This window comes from Streptomyces sp. NPDC102462, assembly GCF_044765425.1.
In the GTDB taxonomy this organism is placed as follows: Bacteria; Actinomycetota; Actinomycetes; order Streptomycetales; family Streptomycetaceae; genus Streptomyces.
Genome location: NZ_JBIWKB010000004.1, coordinates 183,661 through 207,008, shown reverse-complemented (window position 1 = coordinate 207,008; position 23,348 = coordinate 183,661). Strand labels below are relative to the sequence as shown.

The window sequence follows — 23,348 nt, the reverse complement described above, 5'->3', positions numbered from 1 at the left end:
CGGCTGCCTGGGCCTGTGTCCATCCGTGGTGAACAGGCGGATTACGCGTCAGTCCTGCCGTCGTACGCCCGCTGGCAGTTCTGGATCTCCTCGCTGTGCTCGACGGTCCAGTCGTAGAGACGCCCGAACGGCTCCCGCAGGGACTCGCCCAGCGGGGTGAGCGAGTACTCGACGCCGACCGGTGAGGTCGGCAGCACCTTGCGCTGAATCATGCCGTTGCGCTCAAGGCGGCGCAGTGTCTGGGTGAGGACACGCTGCGTCACACCCTCCAAGCCGCGCTTCAGCTCATTGAACCGGGTGGGCCGCTCCAGCAGCGCCATGACCATCATCGACCACTTGTCCGCGATCTGGTCGAGGATGGGCCGGCTCGGGCAGTTCGCCTGGAAGACGACACGTGGTGTGGCGTCAACGCCGTGCGGGTCGGTGTCCTTCATGATCCTTGGTGCTCCCGAAGTGCGTTCTTCACGAACCGATCGGCGCCGCCGACCGTAGGTATGCATTGCAAACCTACATGCCTTGCGAGAACCGATGGAGCACTTCATGACCAACGAGGAGCTTGCCGCGTCGGCACCGGAGGACGTCAACGTGTTCCAGGCCGTCGGCGAACTCATCCGCCACCAGCCCCAGGTGACCATCGTCAAGCTCGCCGGGAAGGCCCGTGGCGGCGGGGCGGAGTTCGTCGCCGCGGCGGACATGGCGTTCGCGGCCGTCGAGACCGCGGGAATCCGGGCCCTGCCGGCCGAGGAACTCGACGCGTACGTCGACCGTGTCGGTCGCAACATCGCCGCGCTGCCCGACGGTGTCATCGAAGCGGCCAAACGCTCCGTGCCCGCCGACGACTTCAAGGACGGGCTCCTGCGTGAGAACGACGCGTGGGCAGACCAGTTCGGCTTGCCCGCCGCTCAGCACCTGATCGGCAGCGGCCTGCGGAACGGGGCACAGACACCGGCCGGCGAACGCGACCTTGAGGCACTGACCCGGCGCGGTCCAGTGGTGGCCGTGCCACCCACGCGAACTCATCGGCCGCCCGACATCGATCGGGGTGCCCGGCCGGCGTGCGTGGGCCGGCCGGGTACCGGACGCAGCCGCACGACGACGTCCAGACCGGTGCCCGGCGCCGGGCGCAGACAGATGGTGCCGCCGGAGGCGTCGACGAGGTGACGGACGATGGGCAGGCCCAGACCGGTGCCGTCGTGGTGGGAGTCGGAGGCACGCCAGAAGCGGTCGAAGGCGCGGGCGCGTTCGGTCTCGCTCATGCCGGGTCCCTGGTCCACGACGTGGAGTTCGCCGCCCGGTACGCGGTGGAGGGTGATGCCGGTGCCGGCCGGGGACACGCGCAGGGCGTTGGCGAGGAGGTTGTCGATGATCTGCGCCGGCGCCCCGGGGATCGCCCACACCCGGCCGACGGGCGGGCCGGTGATGGCGATGGCGACGTACTGCTCGGCGGCCAGCGGCTCCCACATGGCGACCCGGTCGGCGAGGGCGGCGTCCAGGTCGACGGGTTCGGGCACGGTGGCGGTGTTCTCCAGCCGGGCCAGGGCGAGCAGCCCCTGCACCATGCGGCCGAGGCGTTCCACCTCGCCGACGGCTTCCTCCAGGCTGCCGTGGGCGCGCGGGTCGAGGTAGGGCTCGAAGTTCTCCAGGCGCAGCCGCAGCGCGGTCAGCGGGGTCTTCAGCTGGTGGGAGGCTTCCGAGGCGAACGCCTGCTGGTTCTTGAGCAGTTGTTGCAGCAGGGTCGCGGTACGGGTGAACGAGGCGGCCAGGCTGCGCAGTTCGGGCGGCCCGGTCGTGGCGTCGGGCGAGGGGTAGTCGAAGGCGTCCTCCGCGAAGCGGCCCCCGTAGCCGGCCGTGGCCGGTGCGCCGGGCACCGCGTCCAGGATCGTCGTCTGCTCGCCGTCCGAGGCAGAGGCGTGTGCGGGTGCGTTCGGCATCAGGCTCCCCCTGCGGCTCAGGCCGTGTCCGTCAGCCGGCGTCCGCGGCCTCCTCGGTGCCCTCCTGCTTGGTGTCGGTGACCTTGAAGGACGTGTCGAGGTAGACCTCGATCGAGGTGCCGTCCGCCTGCTTGACCTCCACCGCGTACATGCCGGGCTTCTCCGCGTCCTGCTCGGACTTGACGACTGTGCCCGGGTACGCGGCGAGCGCGGCGGCCTCGGCCTTCTGCTTGATGTCACCGGTCAGCGGCGGCTCCTTCTTGTCGTCGGTGTCACCGCCGGCCTCACCGGCCGCCCCGGCGCCGGCCGCGGTCGGTGCCGACTGCTGGGTGTCCGCGGCACTGGAGGTGTCGGAGCCGGAGTCCGAACCGCCGCAGGCGGCCAGCGCGAACATCAGCGCGGCGGCGGGAGCGGCAAGCACGGCGCGACGGGGCAGAGCACGCATCAGGGTGTCTCCAAACACTGGGGAACTCGCGGGTTCGGAGGTCCGCGGAACCGGACCTCCGGGGGACGACCACGACCCTAGGAACCCGCTGTCGAGAGACAGCCCAGTAAACGGTGAGCGGGAGACCAGCAGATGACCAATCTTCCGCCGACCCGTTCCACGGCCGTGCCGCGCGCAGCGCTCACGCGGGGACCGCAACCTCGAGTTCGGCGAGCAGGCCGCGCACCCGCTGTTCGGCCGGACCGCCTCCTACGGCGTCTGCTGTGGACCGGGCGAGATGTGAGTCGACGCCAACTGGGCACGGGCGCGCACGTGTTCGTCAGGTCCGCGCCACCACGCGGAGCGTCCTGAGCGTCGGGTCGGCCGCGTCCGGGATCAGGACCCCGTGGTCGACACCGCTGCGCAGGTAGTCCAGTACCCCGTCGGTGACGACCTCGCCGGGAGCGACGACCGGAACACCCGGAGGGTACGGGCTGATCGTCTCCGCAGAGATCCGTCCCGCGGCGTGCTCGGCGGGCACGTGCTCCACCGGGGCGAAGAACGCGTCACGCGGCAGCAGCGCCTGCTCCAGTTCCAGGGCCGGGGACGCGGGCAGGCGGACGGGAGGCTGCCGTTCAATGGAGTCGGCGCTGTCGGCAAGCGCGCGCAGCGCGCCGAGCAGCACTTCCTCGGTCTCGTCGTCGTCGGCGTGGGTGAGGGAGGCGTTGATCCGGCAGGTGTCGGAGCCGCCGACATCCACGTGCCGGTGCGCCCGCAGCCACTCGGCGGCCTGCATGCCGGTGATGCCGAGGTCGCGTACGTCGATGGCGATCTTGAGGGGGTCGACGTCGGCGGCGAGTCCTTCCTTGACGACCTCCCGGCCCATGGGCCGCAGACCTGGCAGGTCGCCGACGGCCGACCGTACGCGTTCGGCGCGGCACAGCGCGGCGTCCAGGAGCACATGCCCGTGTTCGACCATCTGGCGGCGCCAGCCGTCGAGGGTCGCGTACACCAGGGACGAGGCGCTGGTGGTGCCCAGCAGGTCCTCCCGCTGTTTGAGCACTTCGGGCGAGACCCGGTCGTACTGGAGGTGGAAGACGGAGCTCTGCTCGATGGCGCCGCCCATCTTGTGGACGCTGGTGACCACGAGATCGGCCTCGGCGTCCATGCCCCAGGCGGGCAGTTCGGGATGGAACGGGAAGTGCGCGCCCCATGCCTCGTCCACGATCAACGGCACGTCGAACTCGTGGCACACCCGGGCGACGCCCGCCACGTCCGCGCAGGTGCCCCAGTCGGTGGGGGTGATCAGCAGCATGCCCTTCGCGTCCGGGTGTTCCCGCAGACGGCGGCGTACGTCGTCGGGTTCCGGCGGGTGAGCGAGGTGCCGCCCGGCGTCAAACTTCGGATGTACCCAGATCGGCTCCACGCCGTTGACGACGACGGCCGCGATGACGGACTTGTGCGCGTTGCGGGACACCAGCAGCTTCTCGCCGGGACCGGCCACGGCCAGCATGGCGGTCTTGACCGACAGGGAACTGCCGCAGGTCGAGAAGAAGGCACGCTCGGCTCCCACCGCGTCCGCCATCAGATCCTGCGCCTGGCCGAGCATCTCCTGGGACTGACGGCGGTCGTCAAGTCCGTTGAGTGACAGCACGTCCGAGCGGAACACGTCGAGCCCTACGACGTCGGCGACCCGCGGATCCACGCCGCGGCCCTGCTTGTGCCCCGGTGGGCCGTAGACCACGTCTCCACGCCGCCGGAACTCCTGCAACGCCTCCAGTACGGGTACGCGCGAGTGATCCATCGTTCCTCCCTGCCGGTCACGGTCCGCCGGCGGCTCACCGGCGGCCGACGTCTCGATGTCCACCGCCGTCCGGGCACACCTGAACGTGTTGCACCGACGCCGCGATCGAAACCCGAAGGCGTTGCCCGAAGGTGCAGTCCGCACTGCCCGTACCCGATGGTTACGGGGCTGGACGCGGGCCGGTGCCCCGGCGACGCTGGAAGGGAATGCGGGGGCGTCGCACGAGTGTCGTCCAAGGCATCCGTGGGGCGCCACGTGTCATCGAGGGGACGTTCGGCATTCTGCTATTCCGCGGGGAGCGGCGCATGGGCATGTACGAACAGGGACACGAAGGCGAGCACGAGCACGACGCATCGCTCAGGGCGACCAGGAAGGGCAACTCCGACACCTTCTCCGAGGCCCCCGTCGGGTCGTCCGCCGACGGGTCCGCCCAGCCGCCTGCCGGGCTCGCCCACATGCTGACGGCAGCCGCCACCGGCCGTACGGACGTGCTCGGGCCCGCCGGGATGAGCACCCTGCAACGGACGGTCGGCAACACGGCCGCCCGCTCGGCGCTCCAACGCAAGCCCGAGGATGCCGAACCTGAGGCCGCGGAGCGGGGCGAGCGGCGTTCCGGCGTCCACGAGGTGATCGGGTCCGGCGGCGGGCAGCCACTGGACACCGACACCCGTACGGACATGGAGGCCAGGCTCGGCGCCGACTTCTCCTCCGTGCGGGTGCATACGGGCTCCGCGGCGCACGAGTCGGCGAAGGAGGTCGGCGCCCACGCCTACACGGTCGGCGACAACGTCGTGTTCCAGCGGGACAGTTACGACCCGTCCTCGCATCAGGGGCGGGTCACGCTCGCCCATGAGCTGACCCATGTGATCCAGCAGCGCTCCGGTCCGGTGGACGGCACCGAGGCTCCCGGCGGGATCCGGGTGAGCGATCCGTCGGACCGCTTCGAGCGGGAGGCGTCGGCCAACGCGGAGCGCGTCATGTCCGCCCCGGCTCCGTCCCCCGACGCACCCGCCCCGGCCGCCGACTCGTCCGTCCCCGTGTCCGCGCAGACCGCCGTGGCGGTGCCGTCCGCGACCGCCGCCCCGGTGCAGCGTCAGGCGGCGGACGAGGACGAGGAACCGGCGGACGTGCAGGGCTCGTTCGTGCAACGGGCCACGGAGGGCGCGGCGGAGGAAGAGGAGGAGGCCACTCCGGAGGGGTGACCGGGCCGCGGCCGGCCGGGCGGACCGGTCAGCCGGCGGCCTGCGCGGGCTCCGAGATCTTGCCTCCGAGGAACAGCGATTCGGAGCACTGGGAGGGCGCCGGGGCCCCGACCGGCCGCCCCACCCGCCGGCAGTTGACGGAGACGGTGACCCTTCCCCCGGAGCGCACCTCGATGGGGGTGACGAAGTGGTAGTCGGAGTCCCGGAAGTTCTCCAGCGCCAGTGTGAGCAGCGGTCCGTCGTCGCTGGAGACGACCAGGGTGCCCGCGTCGCCCTGCGGGTTCTGGATCACGATGTCGGTCAGTTCGAAGGTGCGGCCGGCGGGCACCTCGTACGCGGTGCGCCGGGTCGCGCCGCCGCCCACCGCGTCCCGCACCCGCACCCGGGCGCTCTCCGGTGTCCCGGATCCGCCGGCCCCGCCGCTCCCGCCGGGCTCCCCGGTCGCGGAACTGCCCGGTGACGCGGACGCGTTGCCGCCCGCCCCTGCCGTGCCACCGCCGCCGGAATCTCCCTGCTGCCCTTGACCGCCGGCCCCCGTGCCGCCCGCTCCGTCAGGATCCCGGTTCCCTTCCCGCAGCGCGGACTCGACCGCCTGCGGAGTGATCGCCTCGCGCGCGGCCGACCGTACCGTGGGCCGCAGCACCGAGTACCAGAGCCCGACCACGGCCGCGGCCACCAGCACCGCCACGGCCAGGGCGCGGGGCAGCCAGCGGGGCAGGACGGCCTGCTGCTCGTAGGAGCCGTCGAGGACCACCGGCTGGTACGGGTCCTGGCCCTCCGCGACCCGTGGTGTCACCGCCACCTGGAACGGGTGGGTGATCGGCGTGCCGCGCCACAGACGCTTGGCGGGGCGCACCGCCAGGGCGGTGAACTTGGCCTGGCCGGGCGGTACTTCGAGTTCGGCCGGGCTGAAGACGAGCCGAGCGCGTTCGGTGGCGGCCCGGGCGGTCAGATCGACCGTGACGGGAGTGTTGCCCCTGTTGTCGACGGCCACTTTGTGCCGTCCGCGCCACGGGCTGTTCGACCCCGGTGGCACCAGCTCCGCGGTGACCTCTGTGAACGGCCCTATGGTCACGGTCCGTTCGAGGACGGCCGTCTCGCTGTGCTCGCTCGTCGGCACCACGCGCAGTCCGAGGGGTGTCTCCCCGGGGCTCACCTGTGAGCTGCGCGGCGGACGCAGGGTGACGGTGGCGGTGCCGGACGCGCCCGGGTAGAGCGACAGACTCTCCGGTTCCACCGTGGTCCATTCGGCGCACGGCCCCACCACTTCGAACCTGCACTCCTCAACGGTGGTCCCGGAGTTGAGCACCCGCACCGGAAGTTCTGCCGCACCCCCGGGCTCAACGGTGACGGAAGACTCGTCCACGCTCGCCGAAACAGTCATGCGGCGCACCGTAAGGTCCGGTGTGACATACGGTCACCGGCCACTCAGGAACACTTTCGGGCAATCCCGATGCCCGTTGAGTCACGGCCAATTCCCTTGGGTAATCAGGGGCATTACTGTGGTTACTCGGTAAAGGGAGACCCATGTGAATGAAATGTGGACCCGTCCCCATGATCTAACCATATTTCGCCGGAGCTCTCCCGCAGTCGCCCGAGGGGAGAGAGCGACGTTGATACAGACGAACGGAGATCGTATTACGGTGGCGCTGCGCGCCCAGGACCCGGTGTCACAGGCCGGAGTGTCCAGCCAGTTACGCGCTCGCCCGGAAGTCAGGGTCATCGACTGGGACGAACGCGACGACACGGACGTACCGCAGGTGGTGGTCGTCGTCCTCGACGTCCTCGACGATGTCGCGCTACGCGTGTTGCGCCAGATCCAGCGGACCAGTACCGCGCGGGGGGTACTGGTCACCACCCACATCGACGAGCAGCAGCTGGTGAACGCGGCCGAGTGCGGGTTCGTCGGGGTCGTCCGCCGCGCCGAGGCGACCCCGGAACGCCTGGTCAAGGTGATCGGCTCGGTCGCCAGGGGCGAGGGCCGGGTGCCGCCCGACCTGCTCGGCAGCCTGCTGCAACAGGTCGGCAGACTCCAGGGCCAGGTGCTCGCGCCCCACGGGCTGAACCTCACCGGATTCACCGCCCGCGAGATCGAGGTGCTGCGACTGGTCGCGGAGGGGTACGACACCGCTGACATCGCGGTGAAACTGTCCTATTCGGAACGGACCATCAAAAACGTCCTGCATTCCATCATGACCCGGCTGAATCTGCGCAACCGGTCGCACGCGGTGGCCTATGCACTGCGCCAAGGGCTGATTTGAGTACGGCCCGCGGTGCCGTCGCGTGTCGCCCGGCACCGCGCGGTGCCCCAAGGGGCAGCCGGTCCTTCCCGAAGGACTGGCTCGCGCCCCGCTGCGTGGTACACGGCCGACCCGCGAGGGTGGCAGTCCGAGTCGCCGATCGTGACCGTGGGGTGTTCAGTGGCTTCTGTACGGGGGTTCGTGCACGGCGTACGCGGGGCGCTGCGCCCTGCCCGCGGAGTCCGGCGCCACGGCCTGCCGGGCCCGGCCGCCGTCGCCCGGCCGCCCGTCTTCACCGTCGGCGTGCTGACCACCGTACTGCTCCTGGTGGTCGTCGCGGCCGTCACCGGGGTCACGGGTGTCGCGGGCGGTGCGCCGGCCGCGGTCCCCGGGTCGGCGGTGACCCCCGCCGTGGTGGACGAGCCGCTCGCCCCCGGCGACTCGCTCACCGTCGACAAGGAGGTCAGCACGCCCGTGGTGCCGCCGCGGCCGGACATCGTGCTGCTGGTGGACGGCACCGGCAGCATGGACACCACCATCGAGGGGGTCCAGGCGGACCTCGGAACCATCACGGACCGGGTCCGCCAGGAGCAGCCCGACTCCCGTTTCGCCGTGGCGACGTACGGCGACCAGCAGGTCGACGGCGACCGGGTCTTCACGGTGTTGCAGCAACTCACGGACGACCTGACGGCCGTACGGGCCGGGGTCGAACGCCTCGACGCCACCCGCGGTGGCTACAGCCCGGGACCCGCCGAGGACTGGATCAACGCGCTGTGGCAGATCGGCAACGGGGCGGCAGGAGGCTTCCGGGAGAACGCGAGCCCGGTCGTGGTCCTCGTCGGCGACGCGTCCAGCCACGACCCCAGCATGGGCCATACGCTCACCGACGCGGTCAACGCCCTGCAGAACGTGGGTGCCCGGGTCATCGCGGTCGATGTGGAGACCGTCCTGGGCGACGGTCTGAACGGCAACGGCGACAACGGCAACGGCCCCGACGAGAACCGGGAGCCGACCCACGAGCCCGACCAGGCCACCGGGGTGGTCGAGGCCACCGGCGGCCGTCTCTTCCAGGACATCGACCCGGGCCAGGTGGCCGACACGATCGCCGCGGGCCTGACCAATCTGCCCACCACCGTCAGCCACCAGACGATCGGCTGCGATCCCGCGCTCACCGTCGCCCTGAGCCCTGCCGTCCGGCAGGTGACCAGCGGTCAGGTCGCCGCCTTCAAGGAGAGCATCACGGTGGCGGACGACGCTCCGCAGGGCATGACCCTGAGCTGCACCGTCCAGTTCCTGCTGGACGGCAAGGCACCGGGCGGGGACCCGCCCCTCGACGTCCCGCCCGCCCGCGCCTTCGACAGCCGACGGGTCTCCCCCGGCGACGCGCTCGACGGACCGGTCGGCCCCGGCACATCGGCCTCCGGCAGCGGATCCGCTCCCGGGGGTGACGCCTCGGCCTCCGAAACCGTCGTCGGCACCGCCGGTGGCACCGACGGGGGCGGCAGCGGAGGGGTCGTCGGGGGAACGGTCGGTGCCGTGACGGGCGGCTCTGACGGCTCTGACGGAGCCCACGACTGTGACGGCGGAGCCGTCGCCGGGTCGGTGATCGGCGGCATCGGCGGTCTCGGCAGCGACGGCGGAGGGCTCATCGGCGGGCTGCTCGGCGGCCTCATCGGGGGCTCCGGGGGCTGCGGCGACGGCGCGAGCGACGGAAGCGGCGGTGAGACGAACGGGGGTTCCTCCGTGAGCGGTTCACCCGAGGGCGGTTCGTCGGTCGGCGGTTCACCCGGCGGCGGGGCGGCGGGCGGTGGATCGGCCGCCGGGGCCGTCGGCGGGGCGGTCACCGGGACGGTCGGTGGGGCCGGCGACGGCGGAACGGGCGGCGCCACGGCCGGCGCCGGCGGCAGCCAGGACGGCGGTCAGGGTGACGGCGGCCGGCAGAACGGCGGCGGAGACAGCGGAAGCGACGGAAGCGATGACCGGGGCGACGGTCGCGACGGAGCCGGTCGTGTCGGCGGCGCAGCCGTCCCCGAGGACTACCAGCAGCACATCACCATCACCGTCGAGGACGTGACCGCTCCCGTCGTCACCGTCGTCGACCGCACCGTGCAGGCCACCGACGGCGACGGCACGGTCATCGACTTCACCGCCACCGCCGAGGACACGGTCGACGGGACCCTGCCCGTCACCTGCGATCCCGCGTCCGGCTCGCTCTTCCCCGTCGGCACCACCCGGGTCACCTGCACGGCGACCGACTCGTCCGGCAACACGGGCACCGGCACGGCCGCCTTCACGGTCACCGCGGCCCCCGTGCCGAACGAGGCGGACATCGCCGTCCGGGCCGTCGTGACCCCCGCCACCGCGTACACGGGCCTGACCACACGCGCCGACTTCGTCCTCACCAACACGGGGCCGCGGCCCGCGAGGAACGTCGTCCTCACCACCGCCTGGCCCCAGGGGGACCGCGCCGGCGACCGCACACTGTCCGCGCTCTCGGACTGCACCCGTGCCAGGCCCTGCACCATCGCGCCGGGCAGCCGCGTCACCGTCACCCAGACCGCGGTCTACGACACCGCCCTACGCGGCGAGGTCCGCGCATCGGTCACCGGTTCACCGCGCGACCCCCGGCGGGCGGACAACACCGCCACCGCGCCGCTCCGCGTCCTGCGGCCCAAACTGACCGTCACCCCGGCGGTGGCCCGGCCGGGCGACGTGGTGCTGGCCCGCGGCGAGGACTTCCCGCCCGGCCGCACGGTCGCCCTCACCTGGAGCCGCGGCATCACGGCGGCGCAGTCGCCCGTACGGGTCGGCCGGGACGGCACATTCGAGGCGCAGGTGCCGGTCCTGCGCAAGGACCAGTTGGGCCCGCGCGTGCTCCGCGCGCGGGTGCCGGCGCTGGAGCGGCTGCACCGGCCGGAGGAGGACGTACTGATCGTGCGCCGCAGCCTCCAGCCGCCGGACTTCGCGGGCCGACGGTGAGGGGCGCGCCGTGATCCACGAGGTCGACGAGGCACTGCGCGCGCTGTTCCGCGCCGACGTCCTGGCGGGCGGCCAGGTGACGGTGGTCTTCGACGCCCCCACCCGCGACTGGGCCGCCAAGGTCAACGCCCCCACCGTCAACCTGTACCTGTACGACATCCGGGAGGACATGCGCCGCCGTGAGCGCGGCCTGCTGAACGAGTACGACGAGCAGGGCGCCGTCGTGGCCAGGCGCCGCCCGCCCCGGTTCTTCAAGCTGTCGTATCTCATCACCGCGTGGACCAAACGCCCGGAGGACGAACACCGGCTGCTCTCGTCGCTGCTGTCCTGCCTCCTGCGGTACGAGGCGCTGCCCGCCGAACGCCTCACCGGCACACTGGGCGAGATCGGTGTGTCCGTCCCCATGACGGTCGCGCTGCCGCCGCCCGAGGACCGGTCGTTCGCCGACGTGTGGAGCGCGCTGGGCGGAGAACTCAAGCCGTCGCTCGACCTGGTGGTGAGCGTGCCGGTCACCGAGTCCCCGGTCTACCCGGCGGGCCCGCAGGTGGACGAGGAAGGGGTGCGGCTCGGCTTCGGCGAGCGGCCCCCGGCCGAGCCGCCGCCCACCGCGCCGGCGCAGCGCACACCGGGCGGCGCGACCCTGCCGGTGTACGGGGCGCGCAGGGGCGGCATAGCGTCGCGTGTGGCGGAAGAACACCCGGAATGACGGCCCCCACCGAACGGGTGGAACCGGCCGCCCGGGACGGGAGCCTGCGCCACCTGCTCGACCGCGCGATCCTCGTCGAGCAACGCGTACGGCGGGCGGTCCACGGCCGGCAGCAGGACGACCCCGCCCCCGACGACGCCTTCCGCGGCCTGTACCTGAGCGACGAGGCCGTCCGCCGGCTGCTGGACGCGGGCCCCCGTACGTTCGCCGTCACCGCTCCCGACAGCACGGACGCCGGCTTCCTGGCGGACACGGAGGCACGCGCCGACGCGGCGGAGGCGACGGGCCGTCCCACCCGGCTGCGCACCCTCGCCGACGACTTCGGCCTCTCACCGCTGGACGTAGAGATCCTGCTGATCGCCCTCCTCCCGGACCTGGACGACCGCTTCGAGCAGTTCTACGGCTACCTCAACGACGACGTCACCCGCCGCCGCCCCACCACGGGCCTCGCGCTGGGCCTGTGCGGCCTGTCGCCCGCCGACGCGGCGGCGCGTTCCCGTCTGTCCCCGCGTGCCCCGCTGCGTGCGGGCGGCCTCCTGCTGGTGGAGGAACCCGATCGCCCTTTCCTGGCCCGCGCCCTGCGCGTCCCCGACCGGGTCACCGCCCATCTCCTCGGTGACGACACCACGGATGCGCGCATCGTGGACCTGCTGGTGCCGCGACAGTTCACGCCCGCCGTCGAGCCCCTGGCGGGCACCGGTACCGGACTCGGTCCGGCGGCCGGCGGGCGGCCCGGCGTGGCGGCCGGGGCCGAGCCGGGCATCGGCGACCCGGCTCCGCTGGCCCGCGCCCTGGCCACCGGTGTGCCGCTGGCATATCTCCGCGAGGAACAGGGCGGTGCGGGCTCGGCACTCGCCGCTGCCGCTGCCGCCCGCGCGGGCCACGGCGTGCTGGCCGTCGACCTGGACCGAGTGGCCCGTGACGTGAACCCCGCGGAAGCCATACGGATCCTGACCCGCGAGGCGAAGCTCACGTCCTGCGCGCTGGTGTGCGCCCCCCTGGACGCGCTGACCCGGGAACCGGACAGAATCGAGATCATCCGCGCGGTGACGGATGTCGCGGTCCCCGCGGTTCTGGTCGGCAGAGTCCCGTGGGACGCGGCTTGGTCGAGCCGCCCGCCCCTGCTGCTGCACGCGCCGCGCGTCGAGCCCAGGGCACGGGCGGCCCTGTGGACGGCGGCGTACCCAGGCCCCCTCCCCCCGGGCCTGGACGTGACGCACGTCCTCTCCCCCTTCCTCCTCGCCCCCGACCAGATCGCCCGTGCGGCCCGCGCCGCGGCCCAGACCGCGACGCTGGACGGCGGCACGCTCCGCCCGGACCACATACGCGCCGGCGCCCGCTCGCAGAACGCGGCGGGCCTCGACCGTCTGGCCCGCCGCACGGAACCCGCGGTGACCTGGTCCGACCTGGTGCTGCCCGCCGACACGCACGCCCAGCTCCGCGAGCTGGCGGCCCGGGCCCGCCACCGCGACCGGGTGCTGGGGGAATGGGGCATGCGGCCGGGCGGCGGCCGGGGCCGGGGCGTGACGGCCCTGTTCGCGGGCGACTCGGGCACCGGCAAGACGATGTCGGCCGAGGTGATCGCCGCGGATCTGGGCCTTGACCTGTACACGGTCGACCTGGCGACGGTCATCGACAAGTACGTGGGCGAGACGGAGAAGAACCTGGAGCGCATCTTCTCCGAAGCGGCGGGAATCAACGGCGTCCTGCTCTTCGACGAGGCCGACGCGATCTTCGGCAAGCGCTCGGAGGTCAAGGACGCGCACGACCGCTATGCCAACGTCGAGAGCGCGTACCTCCTCCAGCGGATGGAGACCTTCGACGGTCTCGCCGTCCTCGCCACCAACCTCCGTGCCAACCTGGACGACGCGTTCACCCGCCGCCTGGACCTGGTCATCGACTTCCCGCTGCCCGACACCGCCCAGCGCCGCGCCCTCTGGGACCGCTGTCTGGCCCCGATCCTCCCCGGCGCCACCGGCCTGGACCTGGACTTCTGCGCACAGTCCTTCGAACTGTCGGGCGGCAACATCCGCTCGGTGGCGGTGACGGCCGCGTACCTGTCCGCCGAGTCGGGCCGACCGGTGACGATGGCGAACCTGATCCACGCGATACAACGCGAATACCAAAAACTGGGCCGCCTGACCCTGGCATCGGAGTTCGGCCCGTACCTGTCCCTGCTCACGGACTGAAACTCACTGGCCGGTCTGGGTCGGCGACGCGCCCGGCGCGCACAGGCTCAGGCACCCGGGCATACACGCTGCGCGGTCCTGCCTCGGATCAGGCCATGGAATCACGGAGGGCGATCCAGTCCTGCCGGTGCTCCTGGAGTGTCGGTTCCGCGAGTGCCCGGATGGCCACCGGCCGACCGGGATCACCGATCTCGGCCCCCTGGGCATGGCTCCATCGCATGGGTGGGGCCGGTTCCAGGATCTCCGGAGCGTACTGGGCGATGATCTTCGGCTGCCCCTCGATCTCGGCTGCATACAACAACTGCCCATAAGAACCCGTGATCCTGGGCCTCGGGCCACTGGCATACCCGGCGAACAGCCGATCCCACTCGGAGTGGCGGTACTCAGCCACCAGGAACAGCACTCGACGGGCCACCTGATGGACGGTCTGCGCATACTCGGACAATTTCTCCGCGGACCATCCTCGGCCGCGCCCGATAACAGAGGACATGACTACACCTGGAGCCGCATACATGAACGCCTCACTGGCCCGGCGCCGCTCGTCCAGCACCTGATCCGGTTCGGAGCGAGCCGCCACCGCTTCCGCGTACTCCGCATCCAAATATGCGTTGAAGAAGTCCACAGCGCCGTCAATTTCCACGACTCGACACCCTTCGACCGATGAAAAGCCAATCGTCGGACCCGATGACGATATCACCTGAATCACTGTCTCCGGACGACAGAGTCATCGTCCATTCGTACTTTGTTTCGATGACCCGCTTGACCGGGTCATCGAACATGTCATCGAGCATGTCCTTCAGCTCGCGCTCCGCCTCGGCGTCACCGCTCCGGAATTCAGGATGCCCTCGGATCTTTCCTTCCAGGAAATCCTTCAAAAGCTCCCCGAACGAAATCGTCACCGTCAGGTTGATGGATACTTCTCCTGTCCTTTCTCGGCCGCCGGCGAACGTCACCACTTCGTTTGCGATCACCCTCTCGGCATCCCGCATGACGATCTTGTTGTAGTGGTCGCTCGTGGTCACCAGATTGCGAGCTTCGCGATAGCCGGATCCTCCGAACAGATCGGCAACAGCGTGTGCGCGATTGAAGCCCTCACCGCTGATGAAACCGGGTGAATCCTGCGTCACACCACGCGGCCCACCTCCCGTCTTGAGACGGAGATCGAACCCTTCCACCTTCAGTGTCGCGGAGCGGTTGGGATCGGTCTCGGTCACCACAAACGTCTTGCCCGCACGTGTGGTGTACGTGGTGACCCGCCGGGTTCCGTCGTCATTTAGCTCTATGTTCTCCGGATAGAAATTGGAATGTTCGGCCTCACCCTGTGAAGGCAGTGCCAGCCGACCGTACGGCTCGGTATCGACGTTGTAGGAATCAGGACCTAGCGCGTTCAGCTTACTGATCATGCCGTCCTTGTAGCCTTGATCGAGGCCGGACGCGCTGGCGATCCTGGCAAGCCCTCGGTCCTTCAGCCGTTGCGGAACCGGCGCTCCGAGGTGACCCAGAAATTCCTTCTTTGCCGTACTTTCCTTACGGGTGAAGACATACCAGTAGAAGGACTTCGACTTGTACTGGCCGCTTGTGAAGTAGGCCGTCAACGGCTTCTGGAAACCATCCGTTCCCGAGTGCCGGATCGCCGCATCCTCGGTCCCGGACACGTCGCCCTCACTCCACAAGGAAGGTGAGTCTTCCTCGACACCCAGGCGTACCTTGGAGATATATCTGCGCCACCAACCCGTATGCACCGTCGACACATACTCCTGGGCGGCCGCCGGAAGTTTCGCCCGAACTTTCTTGAGCGCTTCCTCCTCGCTCATCCCGTTGAGGCGCTGCGGCCGGCTCACCTGTGCCGGACTGTTGACCGCCTTGAAGTGAATGACGGTCCCCGAGGAGTCGGAGCGGTCCACCACGAGTTTCAACACGCGCAGTTCATGACGGCGCTTGATGCCCGGAAGCTCCTTCTCGATCCCCTCGACGGTCGAGTCCGGTCTGACCAATGCGGTTGCCTCCCGCAGGGCGGCGGCCGACCGCCCCTGCCCCTGCCCCTGCCCCTGCCCGGCGCCCTTCCCGTCGTTCCCTGCCTTCCCATCCTTTGTGGGTCGCCTGGAATTCTTCGCCGGTTTTATCCTGTTCCAGAGTTTCCTGCCCATCTGGGCGATCTTGGCGGCGATCTTGTCGATCGCTCGGTTCACCGGGCGGGAGACCTTCTGGAAGACCTGTCTGATCTTGTTGGCCAGGCTTCCGATGCCGAGGAGTGAGGCGAGCAGGCCGATCAGCAGGGGGATGCTGGCCGCCAGGGCCGTCTCGACCATCTTCGGGACGCCCGCCGAGCCACCGCCCGCGATGGCGATCACCGCGTCCAGAACCGCGTTCACGAACTCCACGATCTGGGCGCCCTGCGTCACGATGAACGTGACGATGTCGATGATGCCCTTGACGGCACGGACGAACGCCGACGCGGGGTTCAGCAGCGACAGAATCCATGTGATGCCCGCGACGATGACCGTCGGGATCAAGTAGGACTTCAGTTCCTCCAGGATCGTGGACTTCAGGTCGCCCACCTCGGCCTGGATCTCCTTCGTCGCTCCGGCCGGCCCCTCCGTCGCCAGCGCCTTAGCGACCGGCACCGACTGCTCGACCTCCGCCATCGCCTGGTCGGGGACGCCCTTGCGGGTGATGCGGGCCTTGATGTTCGCCCAGGTCAGGCCCAGCAGGGAGGCGATGAGCTGGATGATCCCCTTGAGGTCGAACTTCGACGGGATCTCTATGCCCGCCTTCACCGACGTACCCAGCAGCCATGACACCAGGCCCGATTGGAGGTGCGTGGCGATGTTCGACATGAACTGCTGGAGCCCCGCGCCCACCGAACGGACCAGGTTGCCCAGGAAGCCGATCGGGTCCTTGATGATTTTCGTGATCGCGCTCGCGGCCTTGGCCAGGACGCCCATCAGGAGGTCCTTGAGTTCCTTGATGGTCTGGATGACGCCCACCACCGCGTCAACCGCCTTCTGGACCAGGCCCTTGTTCGCCTCCTGGAGCTTCTTGATCTCCTCGTCCACCGCGTTCAGGGCCTGTGTGTACTTCTGCGCCAGGCTCTGGACCAGTTCCTGCGACTTGTCGTTGACCTCCGATTCGAGGTCGTCGAACTTGGCGGCGAAGTCCTGCGCCGCCTCCTGGCCGAACTGCCTCAGGTCCGCGGGGAGTTTGTCGACCTCCGCCTTCAGGTCCGCGCGGCCCTGGGAGATGCGGGCCTTGGCCCTGCCCAACTCCTTGCCGATCATGTCGGCGATGGACGAGATGACGCCCTGCATCAGGCCCACGTACAGCTTGCGGGACTCCTGGAAGAGCTGGTTCGCCTCCTCCGGCATGCCCGCGATCTTGTCCTTGGCCCACCTGGCCGGGCCCCAGAAGCCGCCGTAGCGCTTGTCCTTGTACTCCTTCATCCGGCGCTTCTGGTCCGTGTTGAAGGCGTCCCGGGCCTTCTTCTCGCCCTCCTCGAACTGTCTGTCGACCTTGCCGTCCAGACCGTCCAGGATCTCCTTGACGTCCCTCTGCGTCGCGTCGAAGACCTTCTGGAGCTTGGCCGTCACCTCCTCCCGCTTCTGTTCGTCCTTCGACTTCGTCTCGCCCTTGCCGCCGTCCACCTCCTTGCCCGCCGCGCCGCGCTTGGCGGTCAGCGCCGCCATGGCCGTCGCCCCGGCCGCCGCGGCGCCCGCCTTCGCCGTCGTCAGCTGCTGCTTCTCGGCCGTGCGGGCCTGTGCCGGGGCCGTCGCCGAGTGCTGTTCGGCCTTCTTCTTCTCCCCCAGGGCTTCGGTGAACTGCGGCTCGTTGCTCTTGGCGAGCTGTTCCTCGGTGACTTCGGCGTCCGCCATCTGCTGGTCGGTCTGCCGCGGCCCCTCGGAGAAGTCCGTGACCTCGGGCGGCTGTTGCCGCGGCACGGCGTCGGCGGCGTTCGGCGCGCCCGGGTTGGCCGGCGGCTGGTCCGGCGTCATGGGCGTGACGTGCTTCTCCTTCGCCTGTGACGTGTCCGGCGGTGCCGTGGTCGTGGTCTCGATGTCCTTGGCCGAGGACTCCTTGCCTTCGGTGACCTTGCCGTCGACCGCGCCCTTGATCTCGTCCGCCTTGCCCGAGTCGGCGAACTTGTCGGCCTCGTCCAGGTTCTTCGGCGCCTGTTTGTCGATCGCCTCGTTCACCGCCGCGATGAACGCCGCCTTGTCGAACTCGCCCGGCTGTGCCGCGTTCATCTTCTCCGCGTTGGCCGCCTTGCCCTGTGCCTGTCTGTCGTCGGGCGGGGCCTTCGCCGCGCCCTGCGCCGAACGGGACTCGGCGCTCGCGGTCCTGTGCCGGGCCAGCTTCTGCTTCTTCGCGGCGATGTCGGCGTTCACCTTGCGCATGCCCGGCGCCTGGGACGGTGGCGGCTTCACCGGCGCCGCGTAGCGCTGGGCGACCAGGTGGGCGACCGCCGCGTTGCCCGCGGTGCCCTGGAGGCGTTGCAGGCTCTGGGGGGTCAGGCCCCCGGCGCCCGTGGGCCGCGCCGGGGCCGGCGCCTGCTCGGGTGCCGGCGCCGGTGTCCGTTCCGGCGCCGGGTTCGGGGACTTGGCGGACGCGGTGGGCTCGGCGGGCTTGTGCGACGCAGCCTTCACCGCATCACCCGGTCGGCCGGATGACGACGGCGATGGGCCCTGGCGCGCGGCGCGTGCGCAACATGTCTGCCAGAGTGCGGGGTCCGGTGGGGTGGTCCCCCAGCAAGTCGGGGTAGTGCCGAGGGCAGGGATCGCTGCCCCATAGGGAGGCGGGTCCGCTGCCCCTTGGGGCAAGGACGTCTGTACCGGGGTGCGGCCGAATGCCCTGTCCCGCGGTTCCCCCTCCCGGAAACAATCGCTCTCGCTTCCCCGGTCAACCTGGTCAACTGGTCGACCTGGTCGAGGAGACCCGGTCAAGAGGAGTGGTATGCCGTCGTACCTGTCCCCGGGCGTCTACGTCGAAGAGGTGGAATCCGGGTCACGTCCGATCGAGGGGGTCGGCACCTCGATCGCCGCCTTCATCGGCTTCGCTCAGAAGGGTCCGTTCAACGAGCCGACCCTCATCACCAACTGGACCCAGTTCACCGGCGTCTTCGGCGACTTCGTCGAGGGGACCTATCTGGCCTCGGCCGTCTACGGGTACTTCGCCAACGGTGGCGGAATCTGCTACGTGATCCGGATCGGCGGCGCCGAGGCGGGTCCGGTGGGGAAGGCCGGGGAGCCGGCGCAGGAAGGCGCCGAGCTTGCGGGGCAGACCGCGCGGCTCGGCCCGTACTCCGTGCGGGCGCTGCCCGGCGTCACCGGAGAGATCACCGTGGAGGTGGCGGAGCCCGAGGGCGAGGATCCGCCCCAGGACGTCTTCACCCTGATCGTGAAGCGGGACGGGCAGGTCGTCGAGACGTACCCCTCGGTGACCACCAAGCGCAGCAAGGACAACGTGGCCACCCAGGTCCGCGCCCGGTCGCAGCTCATCCGGCTGGAGGAGCCCGGCAAGGGGGCCGCACCGGCCCGGCCGGAGGTCCAGTCGGTGACGCTGGCCGCGGCGCCCGGTGCCGGTCCGGGCGGCGGGGTGGCCGGGGTGCCCGATGCGCTGTCCGCCGACTCCTACGTCGGCGATCCCGACCGGCGCACCGGGTTCGGCGGGCTTGAAGCGGTCGAAGAGGTCACGATGGTGGCCGCACCGGATCTGATGAGTGCCTACCAGCGGGGGGCGCTGGACCTGGAGACGGTGATCTCCGTGCAGCGCGGGCTGATCACGCACTGCGAGGCCATGGGCGACCGGATCGCGATCCTCGATCCACCGCCCGCCCTGAGCCCTCGCCAGATCAAGACGTGGCGGGAGGAGACGACCGGTTTCGACTCCCGGTACGCCACCCTCTACTACCCCTGGATCAAGGTGTTCGACCCGGCCGTCGGCCGTGACGCCTTCGTGCCTCCGAGCGGGCACGTCGCGGGCGTGTGGGCGCGCAACGATGAGACGCGCGGGGTGCACAAGGCACCGGCCAACGAGGTGCTGCGGGGCGCGGTCGGTCTGCAGACGCGGATCACCAAGGGGGAGCACGACCTGCTCAATCCCATCGGGCTCAACTGCATCCGCGCCTTTCCCGGCCGCGGCATCCGGATATGGGGCGCGCGCACCCTCGCCGACGATCCGTCGTGGCGGTACCTCAATGTGCGCCGGCTCTTCAACTATCTGGAGGAGTCGATCCTCGCGGGCACGCAGTGGGTGGTCTTCGAACCGAACGACGACGCGTTGTGGGCCCGGATCCGGCGCACCATCTCGGCGTTCCTGGTCAACGAGTGGCGCAAGGGCGCCCTGTTCGGGCTGACGCCGGACGAGGCGTTCTATGTGAAATGCGACCGCGAGACCAATCCTCCGGAGTCGATCGAGGCCGGTCAGGTCATCTGTGAGGTCGGGGTGGCCCCGGTCAAACCAGCGGAGTTCGTGGTGTTCCGGCTCGCCCAGCTCTCGGCGGGGTCGGGCGGGATCGACGAGTGACGCCACGGCCCGCGGGGCCGCCAGGACCGACAGGATCCGGAGCATTAGGAGGCTGGCATGCCGCTCCCCGAACTCGACAGTTCCGTAGGACATTCCTTCGGCCTCGAATTCGACAGCGTTCTCATCAGGCAGATCACCGAGGTGAGCGGCCTGAAGATGGAGCAGGACGTCATCGAGCTGAAGCAGAACACCGCCGACGGCAAATACGCCATCAAGAAGCTCCCGGGCCGTCCCAAGGCCGGTGAGGTCACCGTCACCCGCGGTCTGACGGAGGACAACAGCTTCGAGCAGTGGATCAAGGATTCCCGGTTCGGGAAGATGACCAACGCCCGCCGCAACGGCTCCATCATCGTCTACGACTACGAGGGCATCCCCATCAAGCGCTACAAGCTGATCAACGCCTGGCCCAAGTCGCTGGAGATCAGCACCCTGAAGGCCGGGGACACCTCCGTTCTCACCGAGAAGCTGGCCATCACCTACGAGAGCGTGGAAGTCGACTGATGCGGCGTACGATCGCGACGCCGTCCGCGGCCGAGCCCGGGGCCGCGGCGGCGGACCGGGCCGGGCAGGTCGACACCCTGCAAACCGAGTTCGCCTTCGAACTGCCGCGTGGCTACGTGGACGATTCCGGGACCGTGCACCGGGCCGGGGTGATGCGGCTCGCGACCGCCCGCGACGAACTGGTCCCGCTGCGCGACGACCGGGTACGGGAGAACTCCGCCTATCTGTCCGTGGTGTTGATCTCCCGGGTGCTCGTGCGACTCGGCTCGATCGAGGACGTCCACCCGGGGATCGTCGAGGACCTGTTCGCCTCCGACCTCGCCTTCCTCCAGGACTTCTACCGCCGTATCAACGCCGAGGGGCACACCCGTGCCGCGGTCACCTGTCCCTCGTGCCAGGAGAGCTTCGCGGTGGACCTGTCCGGCGGTGGTCGCCTGGGGGAATCATGACGTACGCGGCCGACCGGCTCCACGAGGAAGTCGCGTACCTCGCCTACCACTTCCACTGGTCCCTCGACCAGATCCTCGACCTCGAACACCAGGACCGGCTGCGGTACGTCCAGCACGTGGCCCGGCTGAACGAGGGGTGACCCGGATGGGATGGCTGTCCTGGCCGGCCGGCCGACGCCGGCGTGAGCGGCAGGGCGACGGCGCAAGCGGCCACGCGGCGATCGCGCCGGAGACGGACCGTGCGCCGGCGCGGATGGCCGGGTGGCGTGACGTGCCGCCGCTCCAGCGTACGGTGGGCGCTCCCGCCCTGGTCACGGATCCGGTGGGGTTCCGTGGCTCCCTGGACACCTGGCGGGACGCGTCCTTGCAGCTGCCGCTCGGTCATCTGGTGAGCCGTGAGGCCCCGTCCGGGCTTGGCCATGGGCTGGCCACACCGGCCCCGCCGCAGGAGACACCGGTGGTCGGCCGCGAGGTCCACGCCGACATCGCGCGCGGGGCGCTGCAGTCGAACCTGCCGGTGCAGCGAGAGGCGGCACCGGGCAGCGCGGACACGGGCCCTGCTGCCACGCTCGCACCGCTGGTCGCGGCCCGCCCACCGGCGATGCGGATACGCCGGCTCACCGCTGTGCCCGTCGAGGCCGCGCGCCCCGACCCGCCCGTGGCCCCGCCACCGCCGTCCGCCCGGCCATCGCCGTCACCATCGCCGTCACCGTCACCGTCCGCACCCTCCGCGCCGTCCCCGGCGCCGGTCCAGCGGGCCACCGCGGCCGACCGCCCTCGCTCACCCACCTTCGGCCTCGGCGAGCCGCTGGCCGAACTGCCCGCTACCGCCCAGCGGGAGAACATCACCGGCACCGGCGCCTCCCCGGCACCGGACGAACCCGGCGGAGTCACACCGTGGCCCGACGCTCCCTCGGCCGACCCGCCCGCCGGGCCGCTGCTCTTCGACGACCCGATCGTCATGCGCCTTGCGGACACCGGTCCGCCGCCGGAGCCGCGGTCCGTCGACACCCCGGTGCCGGTGCGGCGGGCCGCCGCCGACGGGACACCGGCGGCACCCCGATCACACCCGGTGAGCGGGCCGCTGGCGCCGCTCGTCGCGCAGCGTTCGGTGCCCCTGTTCTCCGGTGTGCGGCCACCCGAGGCCGGCGACGCGCCGCACGCATCCGAGGAGCAGGTCGCGGTGCCGGTGCGCTGGTCACGGCCCGACGACGGGTACCGGACCACCGGCGCCCCCGCGCCGGGAGCACCGGCCGCAGCCACCGCGGACCCGGTACGGTCCGTGCCGGTGCCGTACGCCCAGCGGTCCCTCGCCACGGGCGTCGCGCCCCCTGCCCGGCCGGCCGTCGCACGCCCGGCCGCACCGGTCGTGTCCCGGTCGCCGATGCCGGTCGACGCCGGCTCGGTGGCCGTCGCCGCCGGGGTGGCACAGCGCATGGCCGACGGTTCCGTGGTCTTCCGGCCGCCGTCCGCCGCGCCCGTGCTTCCCGTCGCCGCCGCTCCGGCGTTCCCGCGGCCGTCCGCGTCGGTGCCGTTCTCCGCGGCCGTCCAGCGCGCCCGGGCCGTGACAGCCGCCGAACCCGTTCTCTCCGCCCGGTTCCTCCCGTCCGTGCAACGCGACACCGGGACCACCCCGCCGGATCCTCCCCCACCCCCGGGTCCCCCGGCCCCGCCCGACCTGCCCGACCCGCCAGCCCCGTCGTCACCCGAACCCGTTCCCGGCGCCTCGGCCACCGCCCCGGCCGCCTCCGGGGAGCCGCCCGGCGAGCCCGGCCCCGGGGGCCCGCCGAAGGTGGACGACGCACTGGTCCGCGCCCTGTTCGCCCCGCTCAGCCGACTGCTCAAGGCGGAGCTGCGGCTGGACCGGGAACGGGCCGGACACCTGATCGACACAAGGCACTGACCAGGCTCCGACCAGCCACCGACCGCGTGCGCACCGCACGGACCGAACACCAAGGAGGGACGGCATGGCCGTGACCGACGACCCCGCGGTCAGCGTCTGCTTCGTCGTCACCGTGGACGGCATCGAACTCGGCTCGTTCAACACCTGCGAGGGCCTGGGCTGCGAGGTCGTGCTCGAACAGCGCGAGGAAGGCGGCAACAACATCCATCTCTGGCAGCTGCCCACCCGCCTGAAGTACCCCAACATCAAGCTGTCCAGGCCGCTGACCCGGGAGACCGAGAAGGTGGCCAAGTGGTTCGCGAGCATGACCACCGGGATCAGACGCAGGACGGCGCACATCGAGGCACGCACCGGGGACGGACGCCCGGTGGCGAAGTGGGGACTGCTTGAGGTGGTGCCGGTGCGCTGGACCGGACCGGCGTTCAACCCGGAATCGCCCAAGGTGGCCATGGAGACGATCGAGATCGCCCACCACGGCTTCGTGACGATGGAGGACTGACC

General features: G+C 70.8%; 18 protein-coding genes. 11 read left to right on the top strand and 7 right to left on the bottom strand.

What is annotated here, in order from left to right:
- Nucleotides 1–41: 41 nt before the first annotated feature.
- The 4 genes from ACIRFL_RS05885 to ACIRFL_RS05870 form a co-directional block, all read right to left on the bottom strand.
- On the bottom strand, nt 42–434 hold the full coding sequence (locus tag ACIRFL_RS05885) for a winged helix-turn-helix transcriptional regulator (RefSeq protein ID WP_404024308.1): 393 nt from the start codon (nt 432–434) through the stop codon (nt 42–44).
- A 582-nt stretch (nt 435–1,016) separates the two neighbouring features.
- Nucleotides 1,017–1,931 carry a sensor histidine kinase gene (locus tag ACIRFL_RS05880; protein WP_404024306.1) on the bottom strand — a complete coding sequence of 305 codons (915 nt, stop codon included), beginning with the start codon at nt 1,929–1,931 and terminating at the stop codon, nt 1,017–1,019.
- Between the two features lie 31 nt (nt 1,932–1,962).
- Nucleotides 1,963–2,376 (bottom strand): peptidase, encoded by a 414-nt coding sequence (locus tag ACIRFL_RS05875; RefSeq protein ID WP_404024304.1) that lies wholly within the window; start codon nt 2,374–2,376, stop codon nt 1,963–1,965.
- 319 nt (nt 2,377–2,695) lie between these two features.
- On the bottom strand, nt 2,696–4,159 hold the full coding sequence (locus ACIRFL_RS05870) for an aminotransferase class I/II-fold pyridoxal phosphate-dependent enzyme (protein ID WP_404024302.1): 1,464 nt from the start codon (nt 4,157–4,159) through the stop codon (nt 2,696–2,698).
- Nucleotides 4,160–4,464: 305 nt separating this feature from the next.
- Here ACIRFL_RS05870 and ACIRFL_RS05865 point away from each other — a divergent pair, with 305 nt between their 5' ends.
- A complete protein-coding gene (locus ACIRFL_RS05865) occupies nt 4,465–5,361 on the top strand; it encodes a DUF4157 domain-containing protein (RefSeq protein WP_404024301.1) in 897 nt (298 codons plus the stop codon).
- A 28-nt stretch (nt 5,362–5,389) separates the two neighbouring features.
- Here ACIRFL_RS05865 and ACIRFL_RS05860 read toward each other — a convergent pair whose 3' ends face one another.
- A complete protein-coding gene (locus ACIRFL_RS05860; RefSeq protein ID WP_404024298.1) occupies nt 5,390–6,745 on the bottom strand; it encodes a hypothetical protein in 1,356 nt (451 codons plus the stop codon).
- A gap of 259 nt (nt 6,746–7,004) precedes the next feature.
- Here ACIRFL_RS05860 and ACIRFL_RS05855 point away from each other — a divergent pair, with 259 nt between their 5' ends.
- The 4 genes from ACIRFL_RS05855 (at nt 7,005) to ACIRFL_RS05840 (ending at nt 13,475) form a co-directional block, all read left to right on the top strand.
- On the top strand, nt 7,005–7,622 hold the full coding sequence (locus tag ACIRFL_RS05855; protein WP_404024296.1) for a LuxR C-terminal-related transcriptional regulator: 618 nt from the start codon (nt 7,005–7,007) through the stop codon (nt 7,620–7,622).
- A gap of 159 nt (nt 7,623–7,781) precedes the next feature.
- Nucleotides 7,782–10,580, top strand: a complete 2,799-nt coding sequence (locus tag ACIRFL_RS05850; protein ID WP_404024294.1) for an HYR domain-containing protein — start codon at nt 7,782–7,784, stop codon at nt 10,578–10,580.
- A 10-nt stretch (nt 10,581–10,590) separates the two neighbouring features.
- Complete coding sequence (locus ACIRFL_RS05845; protein WP_404024292.1) at nt 10,591–11,286, top strand: DUF4255 domain-containing protein; 696 nt, start codon at nt 10,591–10,593, stop codon at nt 11,284–11,286.
- The gene (locus ACIRFL_RS05840) at nt 11,283–13,475 is read left to right on the top strand and encodes an ATP-binding protein (protein WP_404024290.1); all 2,193 of its coding nucleotides are present in this window, start codon (nt 11,283–11,285) and stop codon (nt 13,473–13,475) included. Before ACIRFL_RS05845 ends, ACIRFL_RS05840 begins: the two co-directional genes overlap by 4 nt.
- Nucleotides 13,476–13,563: 88 nt before the next feature.
- Here the strand turns inward: ACIRFL_RS05840 and ACIRFL_RS05835 are convergent, their stop codons facing one another.
- Together ACIRFL_RS05835 and ACIRFL_RS05830 are read right to left on the bottom strand one after the other, a co-directional pair.
- Entirely contained in the window at nt 13,564–14,115 is a 552-nt protein-coding gene (locus tag ACIRFL_RS05835) for a hypothetical protein (protein WP_404024288.1), read from the bottom strand.
- Nucleotides 14,105–18,115 (bottom strand): hypothetical protein, encoded by a 4,011-nt coding sequence (locus ACIRFL_RS05830; protein ID WP_404024286.1) that lies wholly within the window; start codon nt 18,113–18,115, stop codon nt 14,105–14,107. Before ACIRFL_RS05830 ends, ACIRFL_RS05835 begins: the two co-directional genes overlap by 11 nt.
- A 307-nt stretch (nt 18,116–18,422) precedes the next feature.
- Here ACIRFL_RS05830 and ACIRFL_RS05825 point away from each other — a divergent pair, with 307 nt between their 5' ends.
- The 6 genes from ACIRFL_RS05825 to ACIRFL_RS05800 all read left to right on the top strand — a co-directional run bounded on the left by ACIRFL_RS05825 (nt 18,423) and on the right by ACIRFL_RS05800 (nt 23,346).
- Nucleotides 18,423–19,994, top strand: coding sequence for a phage tail sheath family protein (locus ACIRFL_RS05825; RefSeq protein ID WP_404024284.1), 1,572 nt, complete (start codon nt 18,423–18,425; stop codon nt 19,992–19,994).
- 57 nt (nt 19,995–20,051) lie between these two features.
- Complete coding sequence (locus ACIRFL_RS05820) at nt 20,052–20,495, top strand: phage tail protein (protein WP_059142910.1); 444 nt, start codon at nt 20,052–20,054, stop codon at nt 20,493–20,495.
- Entirely contained in the window at nt 20,495–20,944 is a 450-nt protein-coding gene (locus ACIRFL_RS05815) for a hypothetical protein (protein ID WP_404024281.1), read from the top strand. The genes ACIRFL_RS05820 and ACIRFL_RS05815 overlap by 1 nt, the downstream gene beginning before the upstream one ends.
- The gene (locus ACIRFL_RS05810; RefSeq protein ID WP_404024278.1) at nt 20,941–21,084 is read left to right on the top strand and encodes a DUF6760 family protein; all 144 of its coding nucleotides are present in this window, start codon (nt 20,941–20,943) and stop codon (nt 21,082–21,084) included. The genes ACIRFL_RS05815 and ACIRFL_RS05810 overlap by 4 nt, the downstream gene beginning before the upstream one ends.
- A 5-nt stretch (nt 21,085–21,089) precedes the next feature.
- Entirely contained in the window at nt 21,090–22,847 is a 1,758-nt protein-coding gene (locus ACIRFL_RS05805) for a hypothetical protein (protein WP_404024276.1), read from the top strand.
- Nucleotides 22,848–22,911: 64 nt separating this feature from the next.
- Nucleotides 22,912–23,346, top strand: coding sequence for a phage tail protein (locus tag ACIRFL_RS05800; protein WP_121890064.1), 435 nt, complete (start codon nt 22,912–22,914; stop codon nt 23,344–23,346).
- Nucleotides 23,347–23,348 lie beyond the last annotated feature (2 nt).

Coding starts and splice junctions, on each gene's coding strand:
- ACIRFL_RS05870 (WP_404024302.1), bottom strand. CDS start 4,159: ATGGATCACTCGCGCGTACCCGTACTGGAGGCGTTGCAGGAGTTCCGG.
- ACIRFL_RS05815 (WP_404024281.1), top strand. CDS start 20,495: ATGCGGCGTACGATCGCGACGCCGTCCGCGGCCGAGCCCGGGGCCGCG.
- ACIRFL_RS05865 (WP_404024301.1), top strand. CDS start 4,465: ATGGGCATGTACGAACAGGGACACGAAGGCGAGCACGAGCACGACGCA.
- ACIRFL_RS05825 (WP_404024284.1), top strand. CDS start 18,423: ATGCCGTCGTACCTGTCCCCGGGCGTCTACGTCGAAGAGGTGGAATCC.
- ACIRFL_RS05840 (WP_404024290.1), top strand. CDS start 11,283: ATGACGGCCCCCACCGAACGGGTGGAACCGGCCGCCCGGGACGGGAGC.
- ACIRFL_RS05885 (WP_404024308.1), bottom strand. CDS start 434: ATGAAGGACACCGACCCGCACGGCGTTGACGCCACACCACGTGTCGTC.
- ACIRFL_RS05875 (WP_404024304.1), bottom strand. CDS start 2,376: ATGCGTGCTCTGCCCCGTCGCGCCGTGCTTGCCGCTCCCGCCGCCGCG.
- ACIRFL_RS05810 (WP_404024278.1), top strand. CDS start 20,941: ATGACGTACGCGGCCGACCGGCTCCACGAGGAAGTCGCGTACCTCGCC.
- ACIRFL_RS05800 (WP_121890064.1), top strand. CDS start 22,912: ATGGCCGTGACCGACGACCCCGCGGTCAGCGTCTGCTTCGTCGTCACC.
- ACIRFL_RS05880 (WP_404024306.1), bottom strand. CDS start 1,931: ATGCCGAACGCACCCGCACACGCCTCTGCCTCGGACGGCGAGCAGACG.
- ACIRFL_RS05805 (WP_404024276.1), top strand. CDS start 21,090: ATGGGATGGCTGTCCTGGCCGGCCGGCCGACGCCGGCGTGAGCGGCAG.
- ACIRFL_RS05860 (WP_404024298.1), bottom strand. CDS start 6,745: ATGACTGTTTCGGCGAGCGTGGACGAGTCTTCCGTCACCGTTGAGCCC.
- ACIRFL_RS05820 (WP_059142910.1), top strand. CDS start 20,052: ATGCCGCTCCCCGAACTCGACAGTTCCGTAGGACATTCCTTCGGCCTC.